Genomic DNA, 17923 nt, shown 5'->3' with positions numbered 1-17923 from the left:
CCTTCGTGATCGACTTCCGGACCGATCCGGCCGTACCGCCGATCCCGCCGCACGCCACAGCGTGTGCCGGGCCCTCCCGCATACCGGGACGCGCGCCGCCTACGAGGCGTCGTGAGTGCCCGGGCCGCGGATGCCGAGAGCTTCCGTGGTCGCGGGGTTCACCAGCAGCACCAGACCGGCCACGGCGACGATCGCGGTCACGATGCCGAGCGGGATCAGGGCCCCGGACGAGCGCAGCAGCGTCCAGGCCGGGATCAGCGCCATGAGGTGGGTGATCAGCGCGGGGCCCCGGCTCCAGCTGCGCAGCCGCAGCAGTCCGCGGGCGGCGATCAGTGGGATCGCACCGAGTGCGATGAGTGTCACTCCGCCCATCTCCGCCTGCGTGGGGCTGTCCGGCCGGCCGAGGAGGCCCATGACGAGCAGGTAGACGCCGCCCGCGACGAGTGCCAGCCCTTCGAGGCCGGACACCGCGGCAGCGGCGGTCAGGCGGACGGGGCGGGGGGTCTGGTCGGTGCTCACCCCAGCAGGGTAGCCCGCCCCCCAGGTCCCGGACTGGGCCAGGTACCGCACGGTAGGTACTCTGCATCGCATGCGCGCACTCCTCGTGGTCAATCCGGCAGCAACCACCACCAGTGCCCGCACTCGTGACGTACTGATCCACGCGCTCGCCAGCGAGATGAAGATAGAGGCGGTCACGACCGAGTACCGCGGCCACGCACGCGACCTCGGGCGCCGGGCGGCCGATTCGGACGACATCGACCTGGTCGTCTCCCTCGGCGGCGACGGCACGGTGAACGAGGTCGTCAACGGTCTGCTGCACCGCGGCCCCGACCCGGACCGGCTCCCCCGTCTCGCCGTCGTCCCGGGCGGATCCACCAATGTCTTCGCCCGCGCGCTCGGCCTGCCGAACGACGCCGTGGAGGCCACCGGCGCGATTCTGGATGCGCTGAGTGACCAGAGCGAGCGCACCGTAGGACTGGGGCTCGCCTCCGGCACGCCGGGGACCGAGGACGAGGCGACACCCGCGCGGTGGTTCACCTTCTGCGCCGGGCTCGGTTTCGACGCCGGTGTGGTCGGCCGGGTCGAACAGCAGAGGGAGCGCGGCAAGCGGTCGACGCACGCCCTCTATGTACGCCAGGTGGTACGCCAGTTCCTCGACGACCCCCATCGCCGGCACGGGCTGATCACCCTGGAGCGCCCCGGCGCGGACCCCGTCAGCGACCTCGTGCTCTCCATAATCTGCAACACCGCCCCCTGGACCTACCTGGGCAATCGTCCGGTGTACGCGTCTCCGGAGGCCTCCTTCGACACGGCTCTCGACGTGCTCGCGCTGTCCAAGATGTCCACCCCTGCCGTGGCGCGTTACGCGACCCAGTTGCTGATGTCGAGCCCCGAGCGCGGGCCGCACGGTAAGCACGCGGTCACACTGCACGACCTGACGGACTTCACCTTGAAATCCAAGGTTCCACTGCCCTTCCAGATGGACGGCGACCACCTGGGACTGCGCACCAGCGTGACGTTCACAGGCGTACGCCGTGCACTGCGTGTGATTGTGTGAGTGGAAGGCCCGAACCACCTTTATCTCGAACGTATGGGCTGGGCTCCACCCCATAGAAGTACGGCTGTGACCTAGTCGACACCGAGGAATCAAAAAAAACTTTCCGGAAGGGGTTGTATCCGCCGCCGAGGTTTGCGAATCTCTACATGGCGATCGGGACGGCCCGCAGGATCGGCCCCCGCAGACCGCCAGAACCCCTCCCAAAACCTCAGGACCACGCCGGTTCGTCCGGCAGTCGGCCCTTCCGTTGCGGGGGGATTCGTGAAAGCGTTCACATTCACAAGCAACGTGCATGTAATACCAAGGAGAGGTAGCAGCCATGGACTGGCGTCACAACGCCGTTTGCCGCGAGGAAGACCCCGAGCTCTTCTTCCCCATCGGCAACACCGGTCCTGCGCTGCTGCAGATCGAGGAAGCCAAGGCCGTCTGCCGTCGCTGCCCCGTCATGGAGCAGTGCCTGCAGTGGGCGCTCGAGTCCGGCCAGGACTCCGGCGTCTGGGGTGGCCTCAGCGAGGACGAGCGCCGCGCGATGAAGCGCCGCGCCGCTCGCAACCGGGCGCGTAACGCCAGCGCCTGATCGCCACCGCTACGAGCCTGAGCCCGGCGGTACGTACAGAGCGTACGCATACCCCGCCCCCGAGCCGCAGCGCGCAGCAGTAGACCCGACAGCATTCGAGCCCCGGACCGTATCGATTACGGTCCGGGGCTCGCTGCTGTGACGGGATGCCCGGCAGCATCGCCGCAGCCCCACCCGACTGCCGTTCCACGGTGGCTACTTGGGTGCCTGCACCGGTATGTCGAGCACGACCCGCGTCCCCCGGCCCGGTTCGGGCACCGGCACCATGTCGAAGGTGCCGCCCAACTCGCCCTCCACCAGCGTCCGGACGATCTGGAGACCGAGATTGCCGGTCCGCTGCGCGTCGAACCCCTCGGGCAACCCGCAGCCGTCGTCCTGAACCGTGATGAGCAGCCGGCCGTCCACCCGCTGGTCGCCGCGTACGGCCGACACCTCCACCGAGCCGTGCCCGCCCGCCGGATAGGCGTGCTCCAGGGCGTTCTGCAGGATCTCCGTGAGCACCATGGCCAGCGGGGTGGCCACCTCGGCGTCCAGGATGCCGAAGCGGCCGGTACGGCGGCACTCGACCTTGCCCGGGGAGATCTCGGCGACCATCGCTATGACGCGGTCGGCGATCTCGTCGAACTCCACGCGCTCGTCCAGGTTCTGCGAGAGCGTCTCGTGCACGATGGCGATGGAACCGACGCGCCGCACCGCCTCGTTCAGGGCCTCCCTGCCGCGGACGGAGTCCATCCGGCGCGCCTGGAGCCGCAACAGGGCCGCGACCGTCTGGAGGTTGTTCTTCACCCGGTGGTGGATCTCCCGGATGGTGGCGTCCTTCGTGATCAACTCGCGCTCGCGGCGACGCAGTTCCGTGACGTCGCGCAGCAGGACGAGCGATCCGATGCGGGTGCCCTTCGGCTTGAGCGGAATGGCGCGCAGCTGGATGACCCCGCCGTTCCCCTCGACCTCGGTCTCCCGGGGGGCGTAACCGCTGGCCAGTTTGACCAGGGCCTCGTCGACGGGGCCCCGGGAGGGGGCGAGTTCGGCGGTCGTCTGGCCGAGGTGGTGCCCGACGAGGTCGGAGGCGAGGCCGAGACGGTGGTACGCGGAGAGGCCGTTGGGGCTGGCGTACTGGACGACGCCGTCCGCGTCGAGCCGGATGAGGCCGTCGCCGACCCGCGGGGAGGCGTCCATGTCGACCTGCTGGCCGGGGAAGGGGAACGATCCTGCGGCGATCATCTGGGCGAGGTCGGACGCGGACTGGAGGTAGGTGAGCTCCAGCCGGCTCGGGGTCCGCACGGTGAGCAGATTCGTGTTGCGCGCGATGACGCCGAGCACCCGGCCCTCGCGCCGGACGGGGATGGACTCGACCCGTACCGGCACCTCCTCGCGCCACTCGGGGTCGCCCTCGCGCACGATCCTGCCCTCGTCGAGCGCGGCGTCCAGCAGCGGGCGCCGGCCGCGGGGGACGAGATGGCCGACCATGTCGTCCTGGTAGGAGGTGGGGCCGGTGTTCGGCCGCATCTGGGCCACGGACACATAGCGCGTCCCGTCACGTGTGGGCACCCACAGGACGAGGTCGGCGAAGGAGAGGTCGGAGAGCAGCTGCCACTCCGAGACCAGCAGATGCAGCCACTCGAGGTCGGACTCACTCAGGGCTGTGTGCTGGCGTACGAGGTCGTTCATGGAGGGCACAGGTGCGAGCGTACCCGCGGTACGGAGTGCGGGTTTCGAACAGACCTCGGGGCCAGGGCCGGAAAACGGCCGGCCATGGTGGAGGATGGGCCAAGAACTATGCTCTGCAGATGGATGGACATCCTAGAATGGTCTAGTCCACAATGAACCGATAAAGCTTCCACTCTCCCCGCACAGGAGGGTGGAACGAGGGCACGGCGCTCTCTGCCCTGACTGCGCCGGGACCTCTCACACGGTCGCGTGGGACCGCACACCCACCGGCCGAGAAGCTCCGGGCTGCGGTGCCGGACGGGCTGAGGGTCCCGTCAGGCGCCGCGGCCCGCGGGTGTTTCCGGGGCTGTTTCGCGGCGGATGCGCGGTCGTGGCAACCCTCCAGGGCCCGGCGGCATCGCCACCGGCCCTGCGTCGGACCCCTCGGGACCGCGGGTCACCGACCCCTCAGCGCGTCTCCGTCACCTTCGCCAGCGCCCTCGGTGCGTCCGGATCCTGGCCCCGCGCGATCGTCACCTCGTACGCCAGCCGCTGGAGCGGCAGGATCTCCAGGATCGGCTGGAGCTCCTCCGGGACGCCCTCCGTGGGGAGCGTGAAGCCCGCGGAGGCCGCCGAGACCTGCGGGGCCGGGCCGATCACCATCAGGTCCGCGCCACGGCCGCGGAGCCGGTCGAGGACCGGCTGGAGCGCTTCGCCACCCCGGCCGTCCGTGACCACCGCGATCACCGGCGAGATGTTGTCCACCATCGCCAGCGGGCCGTGCAGCAGGTCGGCACCCGAATAGGAGAGCGCGGGGATGTAGCTCGTCTCCATGAGCTTCAGCGCGGCCTCCTTCGCGGTCGGGTAGCCGTAGCCGCGCGAGGTGATGACCATGCGCTCGGCGAACCGGTAGCGGGACGCCAGCTGCCGTACCTCCTCCTCGCGGGTCAGCACCTGGGCCGCGAGGTCCGGCAGCGCCTTCGCGGCCGCCCCGTCGCCGCCCCGCAGCCCCTCGACGAACAGGTAGAGCGCCAGCAGCGAGGCCGTGTACGTCTTCGTCGCCGGGAGCGCCTTCTCGGGGCCGGCGAGGATGTCGAGGTGGAACTCCGACACGGCCGCCAGCGGGGAGTCGGGGTTGTTGGTGACGGCGAGCGTGATCGCGCCGGCCTCACGGGCGGCCTTCGTGGACGCGACCAGGTCCGGCGAACCGCCGGACTGGCTGACCGTCACCACCAGGACATCGGTCAGGTTCGGCCGCGCGCCGTACGCGGTCGTCGTCGACATGGAGGCCAGTCCGCACGGCAGTCCCAGCTGGATCTCCAGCAGGTACTTCGCGTACAGCGCGGCGTTGTCCGACGTGCCGCGCGCCGTCAGCAGCACGAACCGCGGGTTCTTCGCCGCGATCGCCGACGCCACGTCGCGGATGCGCGGCGCGCCCTGCTCCAGAATGCGCCGCAGCACCGCGGGCTGCTCTGCCATCTCGCCGGACATGATCCGGCCCGGACGCTCGCTCTGGCCGGCCGAATGCGTGGCGGACATGCTGGGTGCCTCCTGTGGCAATCCTTGCGCCGGGGCCCGGGGGCGCTGCCCATGGGCCCCGGCACTGCACGGTCCGCGTCGGTCAGACCCCGGCGGCCCCGCCGGTGATGACCTCCGCGGCGGCCCGTCCGCAGACACGGGCGGCGCCATGGGTCGCGATGTGCAGGGCACCCCTCGGCTGCGCGCGGTCGACCCCCATCTCGACCACGACCGTGTCCGGCCTGGCCTCGACGAGTGCGTCCAGCGCGTCCGCCATCCAGGGGTGGCGGTGAACGTCGCGTACTACAGCGACGATCCTACGGTCCGCCGCCATGCCCAGCACATTTGCCACCAGTGTGGCTGTTTCGGACGTGTCGCCGTAGGTGTCGGTGGTGGTGCCCGGCAGCAGCACGGCCAGTTCGGAGGCGACACCCCAGGGCGTCTCGTCGCCGACGGCGATGTTGGCGACCGGGGTGAACGCGGCGACGTAGGGCGATTCGGTGACAGGCCGGTACGGCAGTTCGCCGGCGGTCACCTTCACCGCCCGCCGCGCCGCGATCAGTCCGACGTCGTTGCCGGGCGCGGTCCCGCCCCCCGGCCGCGCCGGGGTGGGAGCCGCGCCCGGCTCCCCTCCTGCCCCCCTGGCCCGTCGTGTCCAGTCGGCGAGGGCGCGCACACGCGCGGCCGCGTCGGCCAGCCGCTCCTCGGGCAGTTCGCCGTCCCGTACCGCCGTGACCAGCGCGTCGCGCAGCCGCAGTACGGTCCCCTCGTCGGCGAGGCCGCCACCGACACAGATCGCGTCGGCACCGGCGGCGATCGCCAGCACGGAGCCGCGCTCGATGCCGTACGTCGAGGCGATGGCGTTCATCTCCATGCCATCGGTGACGATCAGCCCCTGGAAACCCAGCTCTTCGCGCAGCAGACCGGTGAGGATCTGCGGGCTCAGCGTCGCCGGGCGGTTCGGGTCGAGCGCGGGTAGCAGGATATGCGCGCTCATCACCGCTTTGGAACCCGCCGCGATGGCCGCACGGAAAGGCAGCAGGTCACGGGCGTGCAGCGTGTCGAGATCCACATCGATACGGGGCAGCGCGTGATGCGAGTCCACATTGGTGTCGCCGTGTCCGGGAAAGTGCTTCACACAGGCGGCGACGCCGGCGGCCTGGAGACCCTCGACATACGCGACGGTGTGCCGGGCGGTCAGCGCCGCGTCCGCGCCGAAGGACCGCACACCGATCACCGGGTTGTCGGGGTTGGCGTTGACGTCGGCGGACGGCGCCCAGTTGAGGTCGACCCCGCACTCGGCGAGCCGGCGGCCGAGCTCCCTGGCGACGTCCCGGGTGAGGCCGGTGTCGTCCACCGAGCCGAGCGCGTAGTTGCCGGGGAAGGACGAACCGGTGCGCACCTCGAGCCGGGTGACGTCCCCGCCCTCCTCGTCGACAGCGACGAGGACGTCGTCCCGCTCGGCCCGCAACCGCGCGGTGAGCGCTGACAGTTGCTCCGAGGTGGCGATGTTGCGGCCGAACAGCCCGACGGCCGAGAGCCCTTCACCGATCTGCCGGAGCAGCCATTCGGGGGCGGTGGTGCCGAGGAAACCGGGCTGGAGGACGGCGAGTGCGTCACGGGTGAGGGTGTCCGAGGATCCACGTACGAGTGTGGTCATGGCGGGCGTTATCCCTTCACTGCACCTGAGGTGAGGCCTGCCGCCATCTTCTTCTGGACCATCATGAAGAAGGCGACGACCGGAATGGCGATGAGCGTCGAGGCAGCCATCAGGGCGCCGTAGTCCACGCCTCGCGAGGTGGTGAAGTTCATCAGCCACACGTTGAGGGTGTACTTGTCGTTGTCCTGGAGCACGACGTACGCCAGCAGGTACTCGTTCCACGCGTTGATGAGCGAGTAGATGGAGGCGGCTGCCAGGCCCGGCGCGACCAGTGGGAACACGACCCGCCAGAAGGCGCCCATCCTGGTGCACCCGTCCACCATCGCGGACTCCTCCAGCTCCTTCGGGATGTTGATCACGAAGCCGCGGATCATCCAGGTGGCGAAGGGCAGGGTGGAGACCAGGTAGATGACGATGACGCCCCAGTACTCGTTGAGCGCACCCAGGTCGTTGAGCTGGATGTAGATGGGGATCAGCATCGCCGTCGGCGGCAGCAGTTGGACCGCGAGCAGCACGATCATGAAGGTCTTGCGGCCGGCGAACTTGAAACGGGCGATGGCGAACGCGGCGATCGTGGAGATGACCATCGCGCCGAGGACGGCGGTCAGGCAGATGATGAGGCTCGACTGGATGGCCGTGCCGAAGTTGGGCGCGTCGATGGCCCGCTTGAAGTTGTCGAAGGTGACCGACGAGGGCCAGAGCGTCTGGTCGTAGCTGCGGATCTCGTGATTGGGCCGCAGGGCGCTGATGACGAGCCAGTACACCGGGAACGCCATCGCGACGAAGGCGACCAGGCCCACGATGTTGTAGGCGAGCCGGTGCTTCTTGCGGTCCGGGCGGTACGACGCCCTGGTGGAGGTGGTGGCGCTCATTCGACCTCTCCGATCTTGAGCAGCTGGCGCAGGTAGTACACGGCGACGCCGGACAGCAGCAGAACCGTGATCAGCGAGATGGCAGCGCCCTGGCTGAACGAGTTGGACTCGAAGGCCTTGTCGAAGGAGTAGATGCCCAGAACGGCGTACTCGGGCTCCGGCTTGTTGCCACGCATCAGGAAGATCTGGCCGAAGACGTTGAAGTCCCAGATCACCGAGAGGGTCGCCACCATCTGGAAGACCGGCTTGATGACGGGCCAGGTGACGAAGCGGAACACACCGAGGGCGCCCGCGCCGTCGAGCGCGGCCGCCTCCTCCAGCTCGCGGGGCACCTGGGTGAGCGCGGCGTAGAGGGTGATCGCCACGAAGGGGATCGCTCCCCAGACGACGACGGCCCCGATGATGACGAAGCCCTGCTTGGGGTCGAGGAACCAGTTGTGACCCTGGAAGTCGAGGCCGAAGTACTTCGACAGGATCATGTTCACCACTCCGTAGTCGGAGTCGGCGAACCACCGGAAGATCGAGGTGGCGACCAGCAGGGGCATCGACCAGGCGGCCACGAGCCCGGCGGTGAGCAGCATCCGTACCCACGGGGACATCCGCTGCATCGTCTGCGCCAGCAGCAGGCCGACGCCCATGGTGGCGATGACGCAGGCGGCCATGAAGACGACGGTCCGCAGGACCACGTCCCAGAACTCGCCGTCGCCGAGGATCTCGGTGAACTTGTCGAACCCGACCCACGGGGGCGGTTCCCCGGTCCACAGCTCACGCCGGCCGACGTCCTGGAAGGACATGATGACCGTCTTGACCAGGGGCCAGGCGAAGACCGCGGCGATCGCCACGAACGCCGGGGCTATCAGCAGATACGGCAGCAGCGCACCGGCCCTGCGCGGCGGCCGTCCGCCCTTTTGTGGCGGGAAGCCTGTGTCGTCGGGGTGCCGCTGGACGGGCACCGCCGGATCGGCTGCTTTCGTGTCGGCGGCACTCACTGTGCTCCGCCCTTCCGCTCGAACCGGATACCGGAGGGCGGGAGCGGTGGGCCGTCGGCCCGCCGCTCCCGCCGGGCGATCAAGTGATCAGGACTTCTCGTTGATCAGCTTGTCGATCTCCGCGTCGGCCGCCTTGGTGGCGTCCGCGACCGACTTGCCCTTGATGATGTCGAGCAGCATCAGCTCGATGATTTCCTTCTTCTCGATCGCGGACCAGCCCGGCGCGATCGGGGTGAACCAGGCGTCCGGCACGGCGTTGGCGATGGGCGCGGTCTCCGGCTTCGCCTTCAGCGGCTCGAGCTGCTTGGTGTTGTTCGGAAGGATGTTCTTCGAGGCGAGCACGGCCTCGGACTTCTCGCTGGTGAACAGCGAGATCCACTCCTCGCCCAGGTCCTGATTCTTGGACTTGGAGATGGTGGCCAGGTCCGAGCCGCCGATGAAGGAGGGGAGCGCCTTGCCGTCGGGACCTGGCATACCGGCGGTGCCGATCTTGTCCTTCAGCTTGGGGTTGCCGTTGGCGGCGCTGTCGACGACGCTGCCGGCCTCCCAGCCGTTGCCGTAGAGAAGAGCGGTCTTCTCGTTGGCCATGACGTTGGCGTGGTCCTGCTCGTCCTTGGTCTTGTCACCGTGGTTGTACTTCTTGACCAGGTCGACGAAGTGCTGGATGCCCTTCTGCGCCTCCGGGGTGGAGAGCGAGGCCTTCCACTCCTTCGAGCCGTCGTCGTACTTGGCGATCTCCCCGCCGTACGCGGCGACGTAGGACATGGCGGCGTACCAGTAGCGGCCCGGCAGGTAGAGCGGCGAGAAGGCCTTGTCCTTGCCGTACTTCGCCTGGACCTTGTCGAGGGCGGCGGTGAGCTCGGCCTCGGTGGTGGGCAGCGCGTCGGAGCCGGTGCCCGCCTTGAACATGTCCTTGTTGAAGATGGCGACACGCGCACCGGCGTAGTAGGGCACGCAGTAGAGCTTGCCCTCGTAGGTGCAGGTGTCCTTCAGACCCTTGATCCAGGTGTCCGAGTTCTCGTACTTCTTCGGGTCGATCTCGCCGACCGCCCCGTTGAGGATGTACGTCATGGTCTCGGTGTTGCCCAGTTCGACCACGTCGGGGAACTTGTCACCGGCGAGGGCGGCGTCGAGCTTCTTGGTCTTGTCGCCCCACTGCTGGTACTGGACATTGACCTTCACGCCCGGGTACTTCGCGGCGAACTGGGTGTTGACGTCCTTGACCAGCTCGGGCCAGGTGGACTGAGCGTCCGTCATCAGCCAGACGGTCAGCGTGCCTTTGCGGTCCTTCGGGTCCTTCGCGGACTCGCTGTCGCCGGAGCCACACGCCGCGACCGAAGCCGCCATTGCCGCCACACCCACTGCAGCTATGAGCTTGCGCTTCACGCCACCCTCCTCAAGGGATGCAAGATTTTCCCCCCCACCGCCCGGGAGTCGCACAACACGCAGAGAGACAGTGCTCAGGTCTGCCCGTGGGGCTGGGACCTGGTCTTTAATGGTTTAGACCAGTACCGGGAGCTTGGCCTAGACCTTTAGGGGTGTCAAGGGTGTATAAGAAGGGCAGTCGCGTCCGTTATCGGACCGACACCTGAGGGAGGGCGACGACCCGTGACCGGACCGTGCCACCATGTGAGCCGCGACAGACGGAGGAGCCGGTGACGGCAGCAGCGCAGGAGTCGGGAAGGCGGGCCATGACCACGGACGGGGTGGGAGCGGAGACCGAAGGCGGGGCACAGACCCGGACCGCGCGCGTGCCCAAGTACTACCGGCTCAAGCGCCACTTGCTCGACATGACGGAGACACTGCCGCCCGGCACCCCGGTGCCGCCGGAGCGCACGCTCGCGGCCGAGTTCGACACCTCGCGCACCACGGTGCGTCAGGCGCTCCAGGAACTGGTCGTCGAGGGCAGGCTCGAACGCATCCAGGGCAAGGGCACGTTCGTGGCCAAGCCCAAGGTCTCGCAGGCTCTCCAGCTCACCTCGTACACCGAGGACATGAAGGCCCAGGGCCTGGAGCCGACGTCCCAACTGCTCGACATCGGCTATGTGACGGCCGACGACACGCTCGCCGGACTGCTGGACATCTCGACGGGCGGCCGCGTGCTGCGCATCGAGCGTCTGCGGCTCGCCAGCGGTGAGCCGATGGCGATCGAGACCACCCACCTCTCCGCCAAGCGCTTCCCCGCGCTGCGCCGCAGCCTGGTGAAGTACACCTCGCTCTACACCGCGTTGGCGGAGGTCTACGACGTCCATCTCGCCGAGGCCGAGGAGACGATCGAGACGTCGCTGGCGACCCCGCGCGAGGCCGGTCTGCTGGGCACCGACGTGGGCCTGCCGATGCTGATGCTCTCGCGCCACTCGCTGGACGCGCAGGGCGAGCCGGTGGAGTGGGTGCGCTCGGTCTACCGCGGCGACCGGTACAAGTTCGTGGCCCGCCTGCGGCGGCCGACCGACTGATCCTCCGGGCAGTACGGCGCCGGACACACGCCCCGGAGGCTCGCCTCCGGGGCGCTTTGTGCTGTCCGCGCACGGAGCCCGCGGAGGGACGAAGGAGAACCGGTGCGGAATGCCACCGAAAACGGTGCGATCTCGTCGCCGTTGCCGTACCGATATGCGGACGGGGGTGACTCGTGCCGAGGGGGTCCTTTAGATTTCCTGCGCATTAAAATGCAGGTGAACAGTGAGGGGACGACCCGCCATGCCAGATCCCACACCACCGAATACCGCACCGCCGTCATCCCGAAAGCTCACTCCGCGCTCCATCGCCATCTGGGTACTGGTGGCCCTGGTGGGCGCCACAGGATGGGGTGTGCTGGCACTCTCCCGGGGCGAGGAAATCTCGGCCGCGTGGATGCTGGCAGCGGCGCTGGGTTCGTATGCGATCGCGTATCGCTTCTACTCCCGCTTCATTGCCAACCGGGTGCTGAAAGTCGACAAGAGCCGGGCCACACCCGCCGAACGGCTGAACAACGGCATCGACTTCCATCCCACCGACCGGCGTGTGCTCTTCGGGCACCATTTCGCCGCGGTCGCCGGCGCCGGACCGCTCGTCGGTCCGGTACTCGCCGCTCAGATGGGATATCTGCCCGGCACCATCTGGATCGTCGCGGGCGTCATCTTCGCCGGCGCCGTCCAGGACATGGTCACGCTCTTCTTCTCCACCCGCCGGGACGGCCGCTCGCTCGGTCAGATCGCGCGTGACGAGATCGGCCCCTTCGGCGGTGCCGCGGCGCTGATCGCGGTGTTCGCGATCATGATCATCCTGCTCGCCGTGCTGGCCCTGGTGATCGTCAACGCGCTTGCGGACTCGCCCTGGGGCGTCTTCTCGATCGCCATGACCATCCCGATCGCCCTCTTCATGGGCGTGTATCTGCGGCTGCTGCGGCCCGGCAGGGTCACCGAGGTCTCGGTCATCGGCGTGGCGCTGCTGCTTCTCGCCATCGTCTCGGGCGGCTGGATCGCGGAGTCCTCGCTCGCCGAGACCTTCACCCTGGACGCCGGCACGCTGGTCATCTGGATGATCGTCTACGGCTTCCTCGCCTCCGTGCTACCGGTGTGGATGCTGCTGGCGCCGCGCGACTACCTGTCGACGTTCATGAAGGTCGGCACCATCGTGCTGCTGGCCCTCGGCGTGGTGATCGCGCTGCCGACGCTGAAGATGGAGGCGGTCACCGAGTTCGCGAGCCGGGGCGACGGCCCCGTCTTCGCCGGATCGATGTTCCCGTTCGTCTTCATCACCATCGCCTGCGGCGCGCTCTCCGGCTTCCACTCCCTGGTCTCCTCGGGCACCACCCCGAAGATGGTCCAGAAGGAGACGCAGATCCGCATGATCGGCTACGGCGCCATGCTGACGGAGTCGTTCGTCGCGATCATGGCGATGATCACGGCCTGCATCATCGACCCGGGTCTCTACTTCGCGGTCAACTCGCCGGCCGGTGTCATCGGACCCACGGTCGAGACCGCGTCCCAGGCCGTCGCCAATCTCGGCTTCTCCATCACGCCCGACCAACTGGCGCAGGCGGCGAAGGACGTCGAGGAGGCCACTCTGCTGTCGCGGACCGGCGGCGCTCCGACGTTCGCTCTCGGTATGTCGGACATCTTCTCGTCCGTCGTGGGCGGCGCCGGGATGAAGGCCTTCTGGTACCACTTCGCCATCATGTTCGAGGCGCTGTTCATCCTCACCACGGTGGACGCCGGCACCCGGGTCGGGCGCTTTATGCTCCAGGACATGCTCGGCAACGTCTACAAGCCGTTCCGCCAGGTCAGCTGGCGGCCGGGCGTCTGGGTCGCCAGCGCGATCGTCGTCGGCGCCTGGGGCTACTTCCTCTGGGTCGGCGTGCACGACCCGCTGGGCGGCATCAACCAGCTCTTCCCGCTGTTCGGAATCGCCAACCAGCTGCTGGCCGCCGTGGCACTCGCCGTCTGCACCACGTTGCTGGTGAAGTCCGGACGGCTCAAGTGGGCCTGGGTGACCGCCGTACCGCTCGCCTGGGACGCCGCTGTCACACTCACCGCGAGCTGGCAGAAGGTCTTCTCCGGCGACCCGCGGGTGGGCTTCTTCACCCAGCGGGACGTCTACCAGTCGGCCATCGACGACGGCAAGGTGCTGCCTCCCGCCAAGACCATGGACGACATGCAGACCGTGGTGACCAACTCCACGGTGGACGGGGTGCTCTCGGCCCTGTTCGCGATCCTCATCATCGTCGTCATCGCGGACGCGGGACGGGTCTGCTACAACGCCATCCGCCGGCCGGAGAGCGTGAAGTTGTCCGAGGTTCCGTACACCGAGTCGAAGATCGTCGCACCGGCCGGACTGATCCCCACCAAGGAGGAGAAGGCCGAGATGGCAGCCGCGGAGGAGAACGTTCCCGCAGGGAGCGGTTCGGCATGAGCACCACGTCGAGGGCCCGCCACGTCTTCGGCCGGATCCGGTGGTACGTCCGGGAGTTCACCGGCGAATCGGCCTACGACCGGTACGTCGCCCACACCCGCGGCTGCGACCCGGACGCCGACGTGATGAGCCGCCGCGCTTTCGAGCGCAGCCGTACGGACGCACGCGAAGCCGATCCGCGCGAGGGCTTCCGCTGCTGCTGAACGACTGAAGGACCCCGAAGGGCCGCCGCGTTCCCCCCGGAACGCGGCGGCCCTTCGCCGTGAAACCGTGCGACCACGGGCCCCGACCGGGCCCGCGCCGGGGCGCCCCAAGGGCCGCACCGGGCCGGGATCACCGGCGCTATGCCGCAACTCCCGCGCGGCGCCCGACACAACATGTGGGGGGTGCGGCAACTGGCGGCCCCCACATGTATGCTCGACCTCGCTGTCGCCGCAGGGGAATCCGGTGCGAATCCGGAACTGTCCCGCAACGGTGTGATGTGGTGCGCTTTGTCGTACCCGAGAGTCCGAAGACCTGCCGACGGTGCGCCCGGTTCGACCGATCCGGGTGCCGAGACGTCCGGGCCTCGCGGTTGGGCCGGTGGACGCCGTACGGAGTGCTGCCCTGCCCTGGGCGTGTACTGCCCGGCGGCCCCGCCTCCCCCCGACGGCCCAGAGCCGAGCGAGGGAGAGCACCACGTGACCATCGCGCCAGCCGATCCGGCAGCAGGCATCTCCGAGCAGCTGGAGGACGGCCCCGGGACCGCACTGCTGCGGATCCTGACCGACCTCACCGCCGATCTGCCCGACACCGACCCCGGCCGCGTCGCCGCCGCCGCGCTGCGGGGCCGGCACGCCGGTTCGGACACGGCCGAGCTCCGTGGCCTCGCCACCGACGCCGCCGCGGGTCTGATCTCCGAGGACCCCGCCTACTCCCGGCTCGCCGCCCGTCTGTTGACGCGGACGATCGCCGAAGAGGCGTCGGGCCAGGGCGCGGTGTCCTTCTCCGCCTCCGTCGCTGTCGGGCACACCCAGGGGCTGATCGCCGACCGGACCGCCGCGTTCGTCACGCTGCACACGGACCGCCTGGACGCCCTGATCGACACCGAGGCGGACGACCGTTTCGGCTACTTCGGTCTGCGCACCCTCTACAGCCGCTATCTGCTCCGGCACCCGATCACCCGTCAGGTGATCGAGACGCCCCAGCACTTCATGCTGCGGGTCGCCTGCGGCCTCGCCGAGGACGACAGCGTCCGCGCGCTGGACGAGGTGGCGGACCTCTACGGCCTGATGAGCCGCCTCGACTACCTCCCCTCCTCCCCCACGCTGTTCAACTCCGGCACCCGCCACCCGCAGATGTCCTCCTGCTATCTGCTGGACTCGCCGGCGGACGAGCTGGACTCGATCTACGACCGGTACCACCAGGTCGCCCGGCTCTCCAAGCACGCCGGCGGCATCGGACTGTCGTACTCCCGCATCCGCGCCCGCGGTTCCCTGATCCGGGGCACCAACGGCCACTCCAACGGCATCGTGCCGTTCCTGAAGACCCTCGACGCCTCGGTCGCGGCGGTGAACCAGGGCGGACGCCGCAAGGGCGCGGCCGCCGTCTACCTGGAGACCTGGCACGCGGACATCGAGGAGTTCCTGGAGCTGCGCGACAACACCGGCGAGGACGCCCGGCGTACGCACAATCTGAACCTCGCGCACTGGATTCCCGACGAGTTCATGCGCCGTGTCGACGCCGACGCCTCCTGGTCGCTCTTCTCGCCGGCCGACGTGCCCGAGCTCGTCGACCTGTGGGGCGACGCGTTCGACGCGGCGTACCGCGACGCCGAGGCGAAGGGTCTGGCCCGCAAGACCATGCCGGCGCGTGAGCTGTACGGCCGGATGATGCGCACGCTCGCGCAGACCGGCAACGGCTGGATGACCTTCAAGGACTCCTCCAACCGCACGGCCAACCAGACCGCCGAGCCCGGCCACACCGTGCACTCGTCGAACCTGTGCACCGAGATCCTGGAGGTGACGGACGACGGTGAGACGGCCGTCTGCAACCTCGGCTCGGTGAACCTCGGCGCGTTCGTGACGGCGGACGGCGCCGGCGAGGGGATCGACTGGGAGCGCCTGGACGAGGCCGTCCGGACCGCCGTCACCTTCCTCGACCGCGTCGTCGACATCAACTTCTACCCGACCGAGCAGGCGGGCCGCTCCAACGCCAAGTGGCGTCCGGTGGGCCTCGGCGCGATGGGTCTGCAGGACGTCTTCTTCAAGCTGCGGCTGCCGTTCGACTCCCCCGCCGCCCGCGCCCTGTCGACCCGCATCGCGGAGCGCATCATGCTCGCCGCTTACGAGGCGTCCGCCGACCTCGCCGAGCGCAACGGCCCGCTGCCGGCCTGGGAGAAGACCCGTACCGCGCGCGGTGTGCTGCACCCCGACCATTACGGCGCCGAGCTGAACTGGCCCGAGCGCTGGGCCGCTCTGCGGGAACGTATCGCCGCGACCGGGATGCGCAACTCCCTGCTCCTCGCCATCGCCCCGACGGCGACGATCGCCTCCATCGCGGGTGTCTACGAGTGCATCGAGCCGCAGGTCTCCAACCTCTTCAAGCGCGAGACGCTCAGCGGTGAGTTCCTCCAGGTCAACGCCTACCTGGTGGAGGAGCTGAAGCGGCTCGGCGTGTGGGACGCGCAGTCCCGTGAGGCGCTGCGCGAGTCCAGCGGTTCGGTGCAGGGCTTCAGCTGGATCCCGGCCGATGTGCGCGAGCTGTACCGCACGGCGTGGGAGATCCCGCAGCGCGGTCTGATCGACATGGCCGCGGCCCGTACCCCGTTCCTCGACCAGTCGCAGTCGCTGAACCTGTTCCTGGAGACGCCGACCATCGGGAAGCTCAGCTCGATGTACGCGTACGCCTGGAAGCAGGGCCTGAAGACGACGTACTACCTGCGCTCGCGACCCGCGACCCGGATCGCCCGTGCGGCCGGCTCCGGAGCCGCGACCGCGGCCCCCATCCCCGTACAGGCGACGCCGGAGACCGACGCGGTCGCCTGCTCCCTGGAGAACCCCGAGTCCTGCGAGGCCTGCCAGTAATGAGTGCTCCCGAGAAGAACCTGCTCGACCCGGGATTCGAGCTGACCCTGCGTCCGATGCGCTACCCGGACTTCTACGAGCGCTACCGCGACGCGATCAAGAACACCTGGACCGTGGAGGAGGTCGACCTCCACTCGGACGTGTCCGACCTCGCCAAGCTGTCCCCCGGTGAGCAGCACATGATCGGCCGGCTGGTCGCGTTCTTCGCGACGGGCGACTCGATCGTCTCCAACAACCTGGTGCTCACGCTCTACAAGCACATCAACTCCCCCGAGGCGCGGCTGTATCTGAGCCGTCAGCTCTTCGAGGAGGCGGTGCACGTCCAGTTCTATCTGACGCTGCTGGACACCTACCTCCCCGACCCGCAGGACCGCGCGGCCGCGTTCGACGCGGTCGAGGAGATCCCCTCCATCCGCGAGAAGGCGCAGTTCTGCTTCCGGTGGATGGACTCGGTGGAGAAGATCGAGCGGCTGGAGACGCAGGCCGACCGCAGGCGCTTCCTGCTGAACCTGATCTGCTTCGCGGCGTGCATCGAGGGGCTGTTCTTCTACGGCGCGTTCGCGTACGTCTACTGGTTCCGCTCCCGCGGCCTGCTGCACGGCCTCGCCACCGGCACCAACTGGGTGTTCCGCGACGAGACCATGCACATGAACTTCGCCTTCGAGGTGGTGGACACGGTCCGCAAGGAGGAGCCGGAGCTCTTCGACGACGCCCTTCGTCAGCAGGTCACCGACATGCTCAAGGAGGCGGTCGAGGCGGAGCTGCAGTTCGGCCGTGACCTGTGCGGCGACGGTCTGCCGGGCATGAACACCGAGTCCATGCGCGAGTATCTGCAGTGCGTCGCCGACCAGCGGCTCACCCGGCTCGGCTTCGCGCCGGTGTACGGGTCGGAGAACCCGTTCTCCTTCATGGAGTTGCAGGGCGTCCAGGAGCTGACGAACTTCTTCGAGCGCCGTCCGTCCGCCTACCAGGTGGCGGTCGAGGGCTCGGTCGGCTTCGACGACGATTTCTAGCATCCGGGCTGCCGACCGGCTCTAGGCGGCCCTGCCCCAGTCGCGCCCCGCCCCCTGGTGAAGCCGGGGTGCGCGGTCTCGGCGATCAGCAGGCCACCGGGGCGCAGGACTCCGGCGAGCCGGTCCAGCAGGGC

The 17923-nt window shown here is 68.9% G+C and carries 14 protein-coding genes and 1 riboswitch; of the genes, 7 read left to right on the top strand and 7 right to left on the bottom strand.

Annotation, left to right across the window (positions count from 1 at the left end; genetic code table 11):
* Nucleotides 1–99: 99 nt before the first annotated feature.
* Complete coding sequence (locus tag ABTX78_RS35380; RefSeq protein WP_352210862.1) at nt 100–519, bottom strand: hypothetical protein; 420 nt, start codon at nt 517–519, stop codon at nt 100–102.
* Between the two features lie 70 nt (nt 520–589).
* Here ABTX78_RS35380 and ABTX78_RS35375 point away from each other — a divergent pair, with 70 nt between their 5' ends.
* Nucleotides 590–1558 carry a diacylglycerol/lipid kinase family protein gene (locus ABTX78_RS35375; RefSeq protein ID WP_352210861.1) on the top strand — a complete coding sequence of 323 codons (969 nt, stop codon included), beginning with the start codon at nt 590–592 and terminating at the stop codon, nt 1556–1558.
* A gap of 319 nt (nt 1559–1877) precedes the next feature.
* A complete protein-coding gene (locus ABTX78_RS35370) occupies nt 1878–2135 on the top strand; it encodes a WhiB family transcriptional regulator (RefSeq protein ID WP_003953983.1) in 258 nt (85 codons plus the stop codon).
* A 195-nt stretch (nt 2136–2330) separates the two neighbouring features.
* Here ABTX78_RS35370 and ABTX78_RS35365 read toward each other — a convergent pair whose 3' ends face one another.
* The 6 genes from ABTX78_RS35365 to ABTX78_RS35340 form a co-directional block, all read right to left on the bottom strand.
* The gene (locus tag ABTX78_RS35365) at nt 2331–3803 is read right to left on the bottom strand and encodes a sensor histidine kinase (protein ID WP_352210863.1); all 1473 of its coding nucleotides are present in this window, start codon (nt 3801–3803) and stop codon (nt 2331–2333) included.
* A 447-nt stretch (nt 3804–4250) separates the two neighbouring features.
* A complete protein-coding gene (locus ABTX78_RS35360) occupies nt 4251–5321 on the bottom strand; it encodes an SIS domain-containing protein (protein WP_352210860.1) in 1071 nt (356 codons plus the stop codon).
* Between the two features lie 82 nt (nt 5322–5403).
* Complete coding sequence (locus ABTX78_RS35355) at nt 5404–6960, bottom strand: glycoside hydrolase family 3 protein (RefSeq protein WP_352210859.1); 1557 nt, start codon at nt 6958–6960, stop codon at nt 5404–5406.
* Nucleotides 6961–6968: 8 nt separating this feature from the next.
* Nucleotides 6969–7832 (bottom strand): carbohydrate ABC transporter permease, encoded by an 864-nt coding sequence (locus ABTX78_RS35350; RefSeq protein WP_352210858.1) that lies wholly within the window; start codon nt 7830–7832, stop codon nt 6969–6971.
* A complete protein-coding gene (locus tag ABTX78_RS35345; RefSeq protein ID WP_352210857.1) occupies nt 7829–8821 on the bottom strand; it encodes a carbohydrate ABC transporter permease in 993 nt (330 codons plus the stop codon). The genes ABTX78_RS35350 and ABTX78_RS35345 overlap by 4 nt, the downstream gene beginning before the upstream one ends.
* Before the next feature lie 87 nt (nt 8822–8908).
* Nucleotides 8909–10207 carry a sugar ABC transporter substrate-binding protein gene (locus ABTX78_RS35340; protein ID WP_352210856.1) on the bottom strand — a complete coding sequence of 433 codons (1299 nt, stop codon included), beginning with the start codon at nt 10205–10207 and terminating at the stop codon, nt 8909–8911.
* A 305-nt stretch (nt 10208–10512) separates the two neighbouring features.
* On the opposite strand from ABTX78_RS35340, the gene ABTX78_RS35335 reads away from it, so the two are divergent.
* The 5 genes from ABTX78_RS35335 to ABTX78_RS35315 all read left to right on the top strand — a co-directional run bounded on the left by ABTX78_RS35335 (nt 10513) and on the right by ABTX78_RS35315 (nt 17789).
* Nucleotides 10513–11277 carry a GntR family transcriptional regulator gene (locus tag ABTX78_RS35335; protein ID WP_313948875.1) on the top strand — a complete coding sequence of 255 codons (765 nt, stop codon included), beginning with the start codon at nt 10513–10515 and terminating at the stop codon, nt 11275–11277.
* A 241-nt stretch (nt 11278–11518) separates the two neighbouring features.
* On the top strand, nt 11519–13711 hold the full coding sequence (locus ABTX78_RS35330; RefSeq protein WP_352210855.1) for a carbon starvation CstA family protein: 2193 nt from the start codon (nt 11519–11521) through the stop codon (nt 13709–13711).
* Complete coding sequence (locus ABTX78_RS35325) at nt 13708–13914, top strand: YbdD/YjiX family protein (protein WP_352210854.1); 207 nt, start codon at nt 13708–13710, stop codon at nt 13912–13914. The genes ABTX78_RS35330 and ABTX78_RS35325 overlap by 4 nt, the downstream gene beginning before the upstream one ends.
* A gap of 204 nt (nt 13915–14118) precedes the next feature.
* Nucleotides 14119–14249: riboswitch (cobalamin riboswitch) on the top strand.
* 142 nt (nt 14250–14391) lie between these two features.
* Complete coding sequence (locus ABTX78_RS35320) at nt 14392–16776, top strand: ribonucleoside-diphosphate reductase subunit alpha (RefSeq protein ID WP_352210853.1); 2385 nt, start codon at nt 14392–14394, stop codon at nt 16774–16776.
* Nucleotides 16776–17789 carry a ribonucleotide-diphosphate reductase subunit beta gene (locus ABTX78_RS35315; RefSeq protein WP_352210852.1) on the top strand — a complete coding sequence of 338 codons (1014 nt, stop codon included), beginning with the start codon at nt 16776–16778 and terminating at the stop codon, nt 17787–17789. The genes ABTX78_RS35320 and ABTX78_RS35315 overlap by 1 nt, the downstream gene beginning before the upstream one ends.
* Nucleotides 17790–17923 lie beyond the last annotated feature (134 nt).

It is taken from the genome of Streptomyces sp. NPDC096193, from assembly GCF_040302905.1.
Lineage (GTDB): Bacteria > Actinomycetota > Actinomycetes > Streptomycetales > Streptomycetaceae > Streptomyces.
This window is presented reverse-complemented; position numbering and strand designations above follow the sequence as displayed.